The 12644-nt window shown below is 47.0% G+C and carries 15 protein-coding genes; 8 read left to right on the top strand and 7 right to left on the bottom strand.

The features are described 5' to 3' along the window. The first annotated feature begins 128 nt into the window (after positions 1-128). On the top strand, positions 129-491 hold the full coding sequence (locus LIX84_RS09620) for a hypothetical protein (protein ID WP_047009761.1): 363 nt from the start codon (positions 129-131) through the stop codon (positions 489-491). 69 nt (positions 492-560) lie between these two features. On the opposite strand, the gene LIX84_RS09615 is transcribed toward LIX84_RS09620, so the two are convergent. Beyond that, positions 561-734 (bottom strand): hypothetical protein, encoded by a 174-nt coding sequence (locus tag LIX84_RS09615; RefSeq protein ID WP_226421168.1) that lies wholly within the window; start codon positions 732-734, stop codon positions 561-563. A 234-nt stretch (positions 735-968) separates the two neighbouring features. On the opposite strand from LIX84_RS09615, the gene LIX84_RS09610 reads away from it, so the two are divergent. From LIX84_RS09610 to LIX84_RS09600, 3 genes are all read left to right on the top strand, one after another. Beyond that, positions 969-2111, top strand: coding sequence for a sugar diacid recognition domain-containing protein (locus LIX84_RS09610; RefSeq protein WP_226421407.1), 1143 nt, complete (start codon positions 969-971; stop codon positions 2109-2111). A 158-nt stretch (positions 2112-2269) separates the two neighbouring features. Further along, positions 2270-3622 (top strand): GntP family permease, encoded by a 1353-nt coding sequence (locus tag LIX84_RS09605; protein ID WP_006740985.1) that lies wholly within the window; start codon positions 2270-2272, stop codon positions 3620-3622. Between the two features lie 16 nt (positions 3623-3638). Next, the gene (locus LIX84_RS09600) at positions 3639-4775 is read left to right on the top strand and encodes a glycerate kinase (RefSeq protein WP_226421167.1); all 1137 of its coding nucleotides are present in this window, start codon (positions 3639-3641) and stop codon (positions 4773-4775) included. Positions 4776-4871: 96 nt separating this feature from the next. On the opposite strand, the gene LIX84_RS09595 is transcribed toward LIX84_RS09600, so the two are convergent. After that, on the bottom strand, positions 4872-6308 hold the full coding sequence (locus tag LIX84_RS09595; protein ID WP_226421166.1) for an aminotransferase-like domain-containing protein: 1437 nt from the start codon (positions 6306-6308) through the stop codon (positions 4872-4874). Between the two features lie 92 nt (positions 6309-6400). Between LIX84_RS09595 and LIX84_RS09590 the strand changes: the two genes are divergently transcribed. From LIX84_RS09590 to LIX84_RS09580, 3 genes are all read left to right on the top strand, one after another. Continuing rightward, entirely contained in the window at positions 6401-7300 is a 900-nt protein-coding gene (locus LIX84_RS09590) for a DMT family transporter (RefSeq protein WP_152813794.1), read from the top strand. 67 nt (positions 7301-7367) lie between these two features. Then, positions 7368-7652, top strand: a complete 285-nt coding sequence (locus LIX84_RS09585) for a hypothetical protein (protein ID WP_226421165.1) — start codon at positions 7368-7370, stop codon at positions 7650-7652. Positions 7653-7890: 238 nt separating this feature from the next. Then, positions 7891-8418, top strand: a complete 528-nt coding sequence (locus LIX84_RS09580) for a hypothetical protein (RefSeq protein WP_054866721.1) — start codon at positions 7891-7893, stop codon at positions 8416-8418. Here the strand turns inward: LIX84_RS09580 and LIX84_RS09575 are convergent. The 5 genes from LIX84_RS09575 to LIX84_RS09555 form a co-directional block, all read right to left on the bottom strand. Next, positions 8402-8914: a GNAT family N-acetyltransferase gene (locus LIX84_RS09575; protein ID WP_074190229.1), complete on the bottom strand. Its 513-nt coding sequence runs from the start codon at positions 8912-8914 to the stop codon at positions 8402-8404. The two genes, LIX84_RS09580 and LIX84_RS09575, sit on opposite strands and share 17 nt — an antisense overlap. Before the next feature lie 33 nt (positions 8915-8947). After that, positions 8948-9415, bottom strand: a complete 468-nt coding sequence (locus LIX84_RS09570) for an HAD family hydrolase (protein ID WP_226421164.1) — start codon at positions 9413-9415, stop codon at positions 8948-8950. A gap of 118 nt (positions 9416-9533) precedes the next feature. Then, positions 9534-10004 (bottom strand): GNAT family N-acetyltransferase, encoded by a 471-nt coding sequence (locus LIX84_RS09565; protein ID WP_074190227.1) that lies wholly within the window; start codon positions 10002-10004, stop codon positions 9534-9536. 1 nt (position 10005) lies between these two features. Next, positions 10006-10737, bottom strand: a complete 732-nt coding sequence (locus LIX84_RS09560; protein ID WP_006740993.1) for a glucose 1-dehydrogenase — start codon at positions 10735-10737, stop codon at positions 10006-10008. 9 nt (positions 10738-10746) lie between these two features. Continuing rightward, positions 10747-11262, bottom strand: a complete 516-nt coding sequence (locus tag LIX84_RS09555; protein WP_005391871.1) for a GNAT family N-acetyltransferase — start codon at positions 11260-11262, stop codon at positions 10747-10749. 270 nt (positions 11263-11532) lie between these two features. Between LIX84_RS09555 and LIX84_RS09550 the strand changes: the two genes are divergently transcribed. Beyond that, the gene (locus LIX84_RS09550; RefSeq protein ID WP_005391870.1) at positions 11533-12627 is read left to right on the top strand and encodes a NapC/NirT family cytochrome c; all 1095 of its coding nucleotides are present in this window, start codon (positions 11533-11535) and stop codon (positions 12625-12627) included. Positions 12628-12644 lie beyond the last annotated feature (17 nt).

Raw genomic sequence — 12644 nt, 5'->3', positions numbered from 1 at the left:
GGAGTGCGCAGTGTTAAGGCTGGCACGGGTTTTACAGTTCATCAGTTAATTAATCTGCGAGGCGCTCTCGATGATCTTTGTCATGTGTAATAATATTTCTATATCGCGGCAGTACATATGGAAACGATATGATAAATAAGACAAAAGTTACGCTATTGGCGCTAGGTACGATTTTGGTTGGATGCTCTTCAGTCACGCCGCCAAGAAATGATGCGGTTGAGAACATTCAACAAAAGTGCTCTGTAATTTTAAGCAGTGATGTTTCAGGTGAACAGCGCTGGCAGACATACAACGGCTTGCTTGTAGAATATGCTGTGCATGGCATTAAAACTCAGGCGCAGTTAGAACGCTTTGAAGCGTTTGTGCAGCGAGTACAAAATGATGAATCTGGACAGTTAGTTACCGAGCTGATTGAAGTCACCGATTGGGGATGCTCAAACGGCAATTATCTTGAAGAGATGGGCTTGTTTATTCAAGAAGTTCAAAAGTAAAAAACCGAGCGTTAAGTCGCTCGGTTTTTCTGTTTATGGAGCGCTTTGTGCGCTGGCCCGTCAGGACGTTTACTCCTCTGGGTACTCGCCTATACCTTGCGTTTTACCTTCCGCTTTCCAATGCTCACCGGGGTCAAATGCTTCATCGCATAAATCTACGGTGTAGCCCATTTCTGTGATTTCCTTTAATGTGAGGTTATCTGCAATTTTTGCGACTTCACCCGATTTATTACGTAATTCCATGTTGTTTCCTCCTCTGTAGGTAGACGAGCGGTATCGATGCACAGTGACGAATGCATCGGTGACCTTTGTTCTAAGTATATAACTCTCAGCTCAAAATGAGGGTTTAATCCATTTTTATCGTGTGGTTAATTGAGTGATGCTTTGAGCTGCTTCAGTTATTTTTAACTGTATCGTCGCGATAGTTGGCTATTTGTGATTTATTGAATGATTAAATTGTCAATCTGGAAAATCGAAATGGTTATTCTCGACCACTCCTTAGCACAGCAAATTGTCGATCGAACCATGTCCATCATTGGTCACAACGTAAATGTGATGAACTCAGCGGGCATCATCATTGGTAGTGGCGATCCAAAACGCGTTGGGCAAGTGCATGATGGCGCGGTATTGGCGTTGAATCACGGCGATTCGCTAGAGCTGAATGAGCAGCAATGTTTGACGTTGCAGGGTGTCAAACCCGGAATCAATATGCTGTTGAAATTGCATGGCGACGTGGTCGGTATTGTTGGAGTCACAGGCGAGCCGGAGAAAATCCGAGATTTTGCCAAACTGGTTAAAATGACTGCTGAACTGACAATCGAGCAAGCCGCGCTGGTGGAAAAATTTCAGTGGGACAGACGTCATCGCGAAGAATTTATTCTGGCTTGGATCAATGGCAAATTGACCGATGAAGAGCTGAAAGATTGGGCGATGCGTCTTTCTATCGATATTACTCAACCACGGGTGGCAACGGTGATTGAAGTCTCGACGCCGTCCGCTTCAAAAAGCATGAAGAGCGTGCGCAATATTGTTGAGTTGCTTGAATACCCAGAGCGTAACAACCTGGTTGCGATTGTATCGGTGAATGAAATTGTGGTGTTGAAACCGTGTCATTCCGCCAAGCAGTGGGATAGCCAAATTGAAAGTGAGCGTATTGATAAGTTGATGTCGCGTTTAAGTGAGCACGATTCGCATACGTTTCACATTGCGCTAGGGCAGTTGTTTAATGAGCCTAAAGATGTCGCGTTGTCATACCAAAGCGCGAAGCAGGTATTAGCCATTGGCAAGCAGTTCTACCCAGAGAAACGTAAGTACCTGTTCGACGAACTTCGTTTGCCTGTGCTGTTGGCGCCGTTGGCGGATATTTGGCAAGGTGAACAAATTATTGATGGCGTGAAACGGTTGAAAGAGAAAGACAAATCCGGGCAATTACTGAAAACCCTAGATGCATTGTTTGAATGCAATGGCAATGTGACGGAGTGCTCTAAAATGCTGTTTATTCACCGGAACACACTGCGCTATCGGTTAGAAAAAATTACCGAAATAACAGGGCTGCCAACTACCAATTTTGTGGGGTTAGCGGAGCTTTATATTGCGACTCGGCTCTCAAAAATGGCTTGATATTGTGCATTTGCACAATACGCGTCATTTTTTGACCACATCATTTGTCACTCCGCCTAAAGGAATTCGAAAGCAAACGATTAATAATTCATGCGTCCCTACATGTTGAGTGAGCCAACACGGACTCGCTCAGAAAAATAAGAATAAATGGAGTTATCATGAACCTTATATTAATCCTGCTCGGGGTGATCGCATTTATTGTGCTCACTACCACCAAATTCAAACTACATCCCTTTTTAGCGCTGATCATCGCTGCGTTCCTTGCGGCATTTGCTTACGGTTTACCGGCAGATAGCATTGCCAAAACCATTGCTTCTGGCTTTGGCGGCATCCTTGGTTACATTGGCTTGGTTATCGTTTTAGGTACCATCATCGGTGTTATTTTGGAAAAAAGTGGTGCGGCGATCACCATGGCTGATACGGTCATCAAAGTGCTGGGTGAGCGTTTCCCAACATTGACCATGAGCATCATCGGTTACATCGTTTCTGTTCCGGTATTTTGTGATTCAGGCTTTGTCATTCTGAACTCGCTCAAAGAATCACTCGCGAAGCGTTTAAAAACCTCAAGCGTTGCGATGAGTGTGGCGTTGGCTACTGGCCTATACGCGACGCACACGTTTGTGCCGCCAACTCCTGGCCCGATTGCCGCTGCGGGTAACTTAGGCCTGGAATCTAACCTTGGTTTAGTGATTGGTGTGGGTGTGTTTGTTGCAGCGGTTGCGGCGTTAGCGGGTATGTTGTGGTCGAACCGATTCCAGCATGTAGAACCAGATGGCATTGAAGCCGCAGAGGAAATTCAGCATGACTGGCAAGCACTCAAAGCGTCTTACGGCAAATTACCAACGGCAAGCCAAGCATTTGCTCCTATTTTTGTTCCAATCTTATTGATCTGTTTTGGCTCTATCGCGAAATTCCCAAGCTTACCGCTGGGCGAAGGTTTTGTGTTTGATGTTCTGACTTTCTTAGGACAGCCACTAACGGCGTTGGTGATTGGCCTGTTCCTTTCTGTTCGCCTACTCAAATCAGACAACAAGATTGAAGAATTTGGCGAGCGAATCAGCCAAGGTATTACGGCTGCTGCGCCTATTCTTTTGATTACCGGTGCGGGTGGTGCATTTGGCGCGGTATTAAAAGCAACGCCGCTAGGTGAATACTTGGGTACGACGTTATCGGCGCTGGGCGTGGGTATTTTCATGCCATTTATCGTTGCGGCTGCGCTAAAATCGGCGCAAGGGTCGTCAACGGTTGCACTGGTGACCACATCGGCTTTGGTTGCGCCTATGCTTACCCAATTGGGGCTAGATTCAGAAATGGGCCGCGTATTAACGGTGATGGCGATCGGTGCAGGTGCGATGACGGTTTCTCATGCAAACGACAGCTTCTTCTGGGTAGTTTCGCAGTTTAGCCGCATGTCGGTGGGCTTAGCGTACCGCGCGCAAACCATGGCTACGCTCGTTCAAGGTGTCACGGCAATGGCATTGGTGTACATTTTGAGTCTCGTTCTCTTATAAGTCTCTGGAAATACGTATGAAAGTGGTAATTGCACCTGATTCATTTAAAGAAAGCTTAACCGCCAAACAAGTGAGCGAGGCGATCAAAACGGGTCTTGCTCGCGTATGGCATGATGCCGAGTTTGTTACGGTTCCGGTCGCAGACGGTGGCGAAGGCACGGTTCAATCTTTGATAGATGCAACTCAAGGCGAACAAGTCTTTACAACGGTGACCGCGCCATTAGGGAATGATGTTGAAGCGTTTTATGGCATCCTCGGTGATGGCGAAACAGCGGTTATTGAAATGGCGGAGGCCAGTGGGCTGCACCTTGTACCGAGTGACGCTCGCGACCCAAAACTGACCAGCAGCATCGGTACCGGACAGCTGATCAAACACGCGCTAGACCGAGGTATTCAACGCTTAATCATTGGTTTGGGCGGCAGCGCTACCAATGATGGTGGCGTGGGCATGTTGACCGCGTTGGGGGTAGTGTTTCTTGATGAATCTGGTCATGCAATTACCCCAAATGGAGGCGGGTTAGCGACGCTTGCGTCCATCGATATTTCTGGTCTTGACTCGCGCTTAGCTGCTTGCGAAATGTTGGTAGCGTGCGATGTTGATAACCCACTCTGTGGCGACAAAGGCGCGTCGGCTATCTTTGGCCCGCAAAAGGGGGCGACAGCGTCAGACGTCACTCTGCTCGATAACGCATTGCGCAAGTTTGGCGAGTTGACGGAACAAGCGACGGGTAAGCACGTACTGACTCGTGAAGGGGCGGGTGCTGCTGGTGGTATGGGAGCGGCCTTGCTCGGGTACACGCCAGCACGTTTGCAACCGGGAATTGAAATTGTGCTCGAAACGGTCAAACTAGCTGAGCACGTTGCGGATGCGGATATCGTATTCACAGGCGAGGGTCGCATCGATCATCAAACCGCACATGGCAAAACGCCGATGGGCGTTGCTAAGGTGGCCAAGCAGTTTAATTTACCAGTCATTGCATTAGCAGGCTGTGTGGGCGACAACTATCAGGCGGTTTATGAGTGCGGTATTGATGCGGTGTTTGCTTGCGTACCAAGGGCGATGAGCTTATCTGAGGCCATGAAAGAGGCCGACGTCAACGTTGCCAATTTAGCCGAAAACGTCGCGAGAATGTGGCAAATTAAGTCGCACTGAGGGCGATAACGATACGAGAAAACTCCACCTTTGCGTGGAGTTTTTTGTTGTTACCTGTTTGCGTGTGTGGGCATAAGTTCATTTAGCAAGAGCGAGTTAACAGACATGCTTTGCTATCAACTTTGCCAGTGTTTGCATCGCGTGACTCCAATCGGTTTCATGACCAAAGTTTGCCACGCTGATGCGCACGCAATGTCGATATTGCTCTTGAGTGCCAAATACGGTGCCGGGAAGTAGGCTGATTCTGTGCTTATTGCACGCTTGATACAACGCATAACTGTCCGTGTCTTCGGGCAGGCGCAACCAAAGCAAGAACGAGCCTTGCACGGCGTTGATCTGGTATCGATTTTTTAGAGATTCGTATTCATCCAAGTATTGATTAAGCATCTGGATAAATCGGCGCATGTTGTTTTGATAAACCCGACCCATTCGCGCAGTATGCGTTCGATACTTGCCTGACGTTAGAAACGTTGCCACGGCAGATTGCATTAGGTTCAAACTGCCCATGTTCTCACACAATAGATATTGCTCAATTTGATCTCGATATCGCCCCGCCAACATCCAACCAATTCTCAAACGCGAATCGAGTGTTTTGGATAACGAATTCACGTAAATCACGCGTTGCTTGTCATCGAGCAAGCTCAAGCTTGGCAACGGCTTATCATAACTTAACCCGCCAAACACATCGTCTTCGATAATAGGAACATTGCCGGACGCCAAGAGCAATTGCTGGCGCTTTTCTAACGGCATCATGGCACCTGTAGGGTTGGTGAAGTTTGGTGTTACGATGATCGCTCTTATGTCCCATGTCGCCATTGCTTTTGCTAAGGCTTCGGGGCACATACAGTCTCGTGGGCAACTCGGGATCTCCACCACTTTGAGGCCGAGTGATTCGAGCATCAATAAGTTGCCAAAATAACAAGGAGACTCCACCGCGACGATATCGCCTTTTTGTGTCGTTGCGCGCAGCGCTAGGCTTATTGCTTGTTGCGCGCCGTGCGTCACCATGATTTCATCCAACTTGGCTGGCGTGCCCAAATCTTGCGTGATTTTCGCCAGTTGTTTAATTAAGAGGTGATCACCGGGTGGCAACTGGTAATGGCTCGGTACATGCGTTTGCTGGCGGCTGTGACGGCCAATCTCGGCGTACAAGCTTTTGATCGCGGGGGAATCAATGTTTGGATGGGCAGAGCCAGCGGGCAAACGCTCTTGGTATTCAGGGTACGTGAGGATTTCTTTACAGATCGAGAGCAAATCCACGCGAGTCGGATCCGGAATTGAGCGAGAGGTCGGCAAGGCGATTTTCACTCGATAACCCGATTTGGGAACCGAGTACACCAAGTTTTGCGCTTCCAACTCTTGATACGCACGAATCACGGTGTTTTTGCTGACGCTTAATTCTTGGCTCAACGAGCGAATGGAGGGCAGTCGTTCATCCGCTTGATAAACGCCACCATTGATGGCTTGTTTGAGGTGTTTTTCCACCACGAGGTACTTATTCCCTTCACCGCTTCCCAATAAATCTGTACCCATAAAAACACTTCCATCTGTCACTTTTTGAAAACACTGTACCTAATTACATTAGCAGCATCTCAAAACATAAAACAAGTGTGAGTGAGGCGATCATGTTAATCCGAGCCATCCCTTTTGTATTTGTCATCCTTTGGGCTTCTGGATTTGTTGGTGCGCGTTTTGGTTTGCAATATGCCGAGCCAGCGACACTACTTTCTATCCGTATGGCATTCAATGTCTTACTGTTTTTGGTTCTTGTGGCGGTATTGCGTAGAAGGTTGCCGACAGGAAGCGATTTTTGGCACAGCTGTGTGGTGGGTGTGTTGATCCATGGCTTCTATTTAGGCGGCACTTATTTTGCTATTGATTTGGGTATGCCTGCAGGGCTGAGTTCGTTGTTGGTGGGCATTCAGCCGATTTTAACCGCGGCTTTGCTGGTGGTGTTTGTTCGTGAGGAATTTAAACCCTCGCAATGGCTGGGTTTGGCTCTTGGCTTTGTCGGCATCGCCATGGTGCTGATGGGAAACATGGAGTGGCAGTCTGAGCAACATAAGTTCTTAGCCATTGGAGTCTGTTTACTGTCTTTGGTTGGTATAACGTTAGGGACGCTTTATCAGAAAAAACATTGCCAACAGGTGGATATGGTTGGTGGTGCGACGGTGCAATATTTGGCCGCACTCATCATGTTTCTGCCTGTTGCGATGCAGTTTGAAACCATGCAAGTTCAGTGGGAACTGGAGTTTATTTTGACCGTGTTGTGGTTGGTCGTCGTGCTCTCTTGTGTGGCTATCCTGCTGCTGCTGTACATGGTGAGAAATGGCGCGTCTTCGAGTGTGGCGTCTGTGTTTTACCTGGTGCCGCCAACAACCGCGATTCAAGCTTGGCTCGCGTTTGGTGAGTCGTTTGATTGGATGGGCATTTCTGGTTTTGCATTGGCGGCCACGGCGGTCTATCTAGTGGTTAAAAAGCCAGAGCTGACGATAAAAAAATCGGTTCAAACAGAATATACCTAAATTGGGTAGGGACATTCACGTGCCAGTGAGTACAATTCTGCTTCATCTTAATCCGTGGAGCAGAGTGATGACGTTAAAGCCAGATCGAATGACCGCGATGCGTAATATCATCGAGCAAGTAAAAGCTGAGCTACCGATTTACGAACCGGAAACTTTTGTGTGTGTGCCGGAAGGGCAGTGCATCGGTTGTCCAAAGAAATTATTAGAAATGGTCGATTCAGAGGTTACTTATTGGGAGTCGGCAATGGAGCGGGGTGTGATTCCGCAGTTTGATGAGATCCGTCGTTTCGGGAAGATGTGCACTAACGTACGTCGCGGACTTGTGCGTAATAACGTTCCACTACTCGGGTAATCTACTTCAGTAAATAAGTGATTGATAAATAAAGTCCTAAAACTGACACATAAATGTGTGCGTTTGCATAGTAACTTGGCGAGCGGTCTCAACTTTGGCCCATGACTCTTGTTTGTCATCTACTAGAGCTTTAAACCTTTTAAATCAGCGATATATTGGCAAGGTCTCACATGGATGTGAGGCAAACGACCATTCATTCTGCTGAGATAAAAAAGTGAGATTAAAGGGATTTACGCTGATGGAAATCACCATAGTGCTCGCCACTTTGGCTTTCATCGCTTTGGCTGCGTTGCCAACACTACTCCACATTCATCGCCAAGCCTATGCGTCGATGTTACACAGTTCCAATTCGTCATTGGGTACCGCGCTTAAATTTTTCAACGCCCGAGTGGCGATAGACAATGCCGCCGAGCAAAACCAAGTCCACTATATTGATAGGAACGTAAAAACCTTAAGCGGTATGCCAGAAGCGAGCGCCAATAGCATTGGCGCGTTATTAGAAATCGATTTGCCGCAGAGTGGCGTGTCCAAAATTGATGTTCCCTGCAAAGGCAGTGACTTTTGTATTATTGGTCAGCAACACCCAAACAGTACCCACTTTGTGTCTATTCCCGATTATCAATTTGTCGACCAGTCAGGTCTTGATCGGGTGGTGTACATTTGGCCGCAAGGGTATACCTTGGCAGAAGAGGCATGCTATTTCTATTATGTAAATCAAGCATCCACAGAGTCTATCGTCCGAGGGCACGTTACTGAGGGTTGTTAGGCGCGCTTAACATCATCTTCTGACTCATCAACACTTCGCCATTGGGGAGAGTGACTTCTCCTAGTTCACCATGGTGCTCAAATCCAAATCGCTCGTACAACGCTATCGCGGCAAGGTTGTCCTTATAAACATTAAGTACAATGGTGTCGTAACCATATTCCCAGGCACTTTTAAGTGCGACAGACAATAGCTGCTTACCTAGCCCTTTTCCTCTGAATGTTCTATCGATATGAATACCTAAAATGCCTGTGCTAGTGAGTTGACCGCCTTCATAACCGCACAGTTCGGCAGGAAAAATCTCTACACTACCAATCAGAACGTGATGGTCCAAAGCAACAAATTGAGGAATCGATTCAAGTTCTACGCGACGTAAAATATTGGTCAGGGTGTCTTTATCTGGAGCCGGACTGCGCAGGTATTTACCTTCGGCATAGACTCGGTTCCACAGTTCGGTAAAGCGCTCGATATCGCTTACCTGGATGGGTCTGATTTGCATTCATCTTCCTTGATTAGTGCAGGTTAGTGATGGTTAAGGTACGAGTTCAGATAAACAGCGAATTTGGTTCGGAATGGGCTCGGCTGGCGCATTGGCTCCTGTTGGATTAAACCAAATCGTATTTACGCCAGCTTGCATTGCAGGATAAATGTCTTTATGAGGCAAGTCGCCAACCATGGTTAACTCACTCACGTTAACCCCTAGCTGTTTTGCGATAGTAAGATAAAACTCAGGTTGGTTTTTAGCGATGCCGAGATTGGCAAAACAAAAGTAGCCATTTAAGTACTGGTCTAAGTCGACGCGGACGAACGCACGCTGAACCTCTTCCATGTTGGAATCAGACGCACTGGTCGCGATGTAAATAGCATGATTTTGGGAAAGTGTTGCCAGTGTTTTTTTGGCCAGAGGAATCGTTTCTACGTGTTCCCAATCGCACATTTTTCCTTGTGCGTGAGGGAAATCCACCATTAAGGTGTTCCCCCAATCGAAAAGATAAATCATGTTCGAATCTCCTTTATCCGCACATCATATCGTCTTTTCTAAAATCAGGGGATAAATTGCATCGATAAATGCGATTTAGGTGGCTTTAGTCGTGAAAAGCGCTTAATTGTCGTTATCGTTACAAATGTTTCAGCATAATGCGTGAGTTAGTTTTAAAACCTTGCTTGTCGTAAAACCGCTGTGCTGATTGATTGAATTCCATCACTTCTAATCGAACTTGTGTAGCATTGGCATCGCGAGCCCATTGCTCACAAGCCTCAAGCAGTTGGCGACCGATGCCCTGCTGCTTTTGTTCTTCATTGACGACAATCGTTCCTACTCGACAAATTGGATCTTTGATCAGAAAGCTGACGGTTTCATTCTGAGTGATCATCGCGGTTAAAAAGCCGACTACCTCCTTTTCATGTTCTGCGACTAAAAACAAGCGTTCATCATTCTCGAGAGCCTGAGTGAGGAACGCTCGGTCGTCTTCCGAAGGTGCTACAAAAGCTTCAGGCGCGTTGGCAAAATGCAGTGCGTTGATTTGTAGGTTTAATTCAAAAATTGCATCCAAATCGTCAGGAGTTGCTTGTCGAATGTTGACTTCCATTTTACTTACCGCCTGAAAGATCGATAAAAGAGCCTGTAACATAAGAAGCTTCATCACTGAGTAGCCAAGCGATCGCATTCGCCACTTCTTCTACCGTACCGCCCCGTTTCAGTGGAATTTGAGGGCTGAGCCTATCCACTCGGTTTGGTTCTCCACCATCGGCGTGCATATCGGTATAAATGAAACCAGGTCGAACGCCATTGACGCGAATATTTCGGTCTGCCAATTCAAGCGATAGCCCTTTGGTTAAGGTATCCATTGCGCCTTTTGATGTGGCGTAATCGACATATTCGAATGGCGCGCCTGAGCGTGATGCCCCAGAAGAAACATTCACAATTGCGCCACCAGTACTGAATCGCTTCGCCGCTTCTCTACAACAGAGAAAGCAGCTATTCACATTAGTGTTCATTACTTTCTGAAAGCGTTCCAAGCTGATTTCCGCCAACGGTGACTGAGTAAATAGAATGCCAACGTTGTTGACCAAATGGGTGACTGAGCCTAGTGCGTTTTCTGTTGCATCGAAAAGATTGAGCACTTGTTGCTCGTCCGATACATCTGCTTGAACGGCGATCGCTTTTCCGCCATTTGCTTGTATGTCTCTGACCACTTGGTGAGCTGCTTCACTTTGCGCACGGTAATTAACACACACGGCATAGCCTTGCTCGGCCAGTTTTTTCGCTGTTGCGGCTCCAATGCCTCGGCTTGCGCCAGTAACGATGACTACTTTATTCAAAATACATCCTTATTTTTGTAGCGAGTAGATTTTGTCGGCGTAACGCTTGTCGCCAATTTGGTATGCGTCAGGAATGACTTCAGATAGCTCGAATCCGCACTTCATGAGAACACGCTCTGAAGCAATATTCCCTTCAGTGACCGTAGCGGAAAAGCGGTCGATGTCATGTGTTGCTCTCGCCCAATTTAGAAGCGCTTGAAGGGTTTCTGTTCCAAACTGTCGGCCATGAAATTCAGGCAAAAGTAAGTAACCCACCTCTGCGTTACCTTCTTCAATGGCAAGGCCAGTGACGCCAATCGGTTGTTCAGATTGCTTATCGAGTATGACGAGGCAAAGCCAGTGCGGACTGTCTGGTGTCCATGGTAATAATCGCGAAGCAAATTTTTCTTTTATTTGTTTTTCGCTCGGGCGATCAAAACAGAGCTCAATGATCTCTGGTTCGGAATGTAATCGCTGAAATAGTTCCCAATCGCTGGCTTCGATAGGTCTTAATCGGCTTCGGTGAGTCTCAATATAAACTGACATGCGTGTCCTTACAGCATTTATGTAGAGAGCCAGTTTCTCATCCTCTTATCTCTTTAATCAAACGGTTGCACTTACAAAAGTGATTTGTGTGGTGAATGCTTGGTTGGGGAATGAATTCTTACTGAATATTCATTTGTGGGATGAAAATAACGAAATTTCATACTTGAGACACATAGAGCAACACGGAAATGATGTGGATCAAGAGAGAACTACCCATAAAGTAGTATTTTGCGATCTATAATTACATTTTATTTGGAAGTGTTGCTAATTATGTCAATAAAAAAACGATATGTTGCACTGCTGGTTGCTGCCGGCATTGGTGTGGGCTGGTTAACATTAGGTGGTACTGCAGCGGTAATGCATTACACCTCTGATACTGAGTTCTGTCTCTCGTGCCACTCTATGGAAATCCCTTACAAAGAGTACCAAGGCTCAGTGCACTTCAGTAATGCGAAAGGCATTCGTGCCGAGTGTTCTGATTGCCACATCCCACAAGAACCGATGGACTACCTGATCACGAAGATTCGTGCATCGAAAGACATCTACCATGAGTTCGTGACTGGCAAGATCGACACGCCAGAAAAATACGAAGCGCACCGCAAAGAGCTTGCGGAGATGGTGTGGGAGCAGTTCCGTGAAAACGACTCTGCAACGTGCCGTTCTTGCCACGACTTTGACGCGATGGAAGAATTTGAGCAATCTCGCGATGCAGCGAAAATGCACGAGTACGCAAAAGCGAACGATCAAACGTGTATCGATTGTCACAAAGGCGTTGCTCACTTTGCACCAGAAGCTGAGCTAGACAGCAAGGCATTTGAAACGTTGATGAGCTTCACTACAAAAACATCACCTGGTGCCAAAGTCGTTTACCCTGTGACTGAAATCGCAATGGGTGAGATGGGTAAAATTAACCCAACGACGAAGTTAGAAGTAATCAGCTCTGAAGGTGATGAGCGTACTGTTAAGTTGGACGCATTCCAAATGAAAGGCGCAGAGCAAGTGCTGTACATGGGTGAAGGTCAACGTGCCATCGTAGCAACGCTAACCGAGCAAGGTCAGCAAGCTCTTGAGGGCGGTGAGTTTAAGGCCGACGTTTACGGCAACGAATGGCGCGCAGTGTCACTAACAGGCACGATCGATTCTCCGGTTGTGGATACACTTGACCCAGTTTGGTCATACGCAGAAGAGCTAGACAACGTTTATTGTGCAACTTGTCACGCGAAAATTCCTTCAAATCACTTCACAGTGAACGCTTGGGGACCAGTGGCGAAGAGTATGGGTGATCGAACAGACATCACTGCCGAAAACCTAGAAATTCTTACTAAGTTCTTCCAGCACCACGCGAAAGATGTGGTTGGTCACTAACGATAAATAGAAGGATA

It is taken from the genome of Vibrio sp. E14 (assembly GCF_020515785.1).
In the GTDB taxonomy this organism is placed as follows: domain Bacteria; phylum Pseudomonadota; class Gammaproteobacteria; order Enterobacterales; family Vibrionaceae; genus Vibrio; species Vibrio diabolicus.
The sequence above is the reverse complement of the archived record's forward strand: the minus strand, read 5'-3'. Positions and strand labels throughout refer to the sequence as shown.

What these genes read in the sequence shown, in the direction of transcription:
- LIX84_RS09550 (WP_005391870.1), top strand. Translation starts at nt 11,533, where the DNA reads ATGTCAATAAAAAAACGATATGTTGCACTGCTGGTTGCTGCCGGCATT.
- LIX84_RS09610 (WP_226421407.1), top strand. Translation starts at nt 969, where the DNA reads ATGGTTATTCTCGACCACTCCTTAGCACAGCAAATTGTCGATCGAACC.
- LIX84_RS09590 (WP_152813794.1), top strand. Translation starts at nt 6,401, where the DNA reads ATGTTAATCCGAGCCATCCCTTTTGTATTTGTCATCCTTTGGGCTTCT.
- LIX84_RS09600 (WP_226421167.1), top strand. Translation starts at nt 3,639, where the DNA reads ATGAAAGTGGTAATTGCACCTGATTCATTTAAAGAAAGCTTAACCGCC.
- LIX84_RS09605 (WP_006740985.1), top strand. Translation starts at nt 2,270, where the DNA reads ATGAACCTTATATTAATCCTGCTCGGGGTGATCGCATTTATTGTGCTC.
- LIX84_RS09585 (WP_226421165.1), top strand. Translation starts at nt 7,368, where the DNA reads ATGACGTTAAAGCCAGATCGAATGACCGCGATGCGTAATATCATCGAG.
- LIX84_RS09580 (WP_054866721.1), top strand. Translation starts at nt 7,891, where the DNA reads ATGGAAATCACCATAGTGCTCGCCACTTTGGCTTTCATCGCTTTGGCT.
- LIX84_RS09620 (WP_047009761.1), top strand. Translation starts at nt 129, where the DNA reads ATGATAAATAAGACAAAAGTTACGCTATTGGCGCTAGGTACGATTTTG.
- LIX84_RS09615 (WP_226421168.1), bottom strand. Translation starts at nt 734, where the DNA reads ATGGAATTACGTAATAAATCGGGTGAAGTCGCAAAAATTGCAGATAAC.
- LIX84_RS09575 (WP_074190229.1), bottom strand. Translation starts at nt 8,914, where the DNA reads ATGCAAATCAGACCCATCCAGGTAAGCGATATCGAGCGCTTTACCGAA.
- LIX84_RS09570 (WP_226421164.1), bottom strand. Translation starts at nt 9,415, where the DNA reads ATGATTTATCTTTTCGATTGGGGGAACACCTTAATGGTGGATTTCCCT.
- LIX84_RS09565 (WP_074190227.1), bottom strand. Translation starts at nt 10,004, where the DNA reads ATGGAAGTCAACATTCGACAAGCAACTCCTGACGATTTGGATGCAATT.
- LIX84_RS09555 (WP_005391871.1), bottom strand. Translation starts at nt 11,262, where the DNA reads ATGTCAGTTTATATTGAGACTCACCGAAGCCGATTAAGACCTATCGAA.
- LIX84_RS09595 (WP_226421166.1), bottom strand. Translation starts at nt 6,308, where the DNA reads ATGGGTACAGATTTATTGGGAAGCGGTGAAGGGAATAAGTACCTCGTG.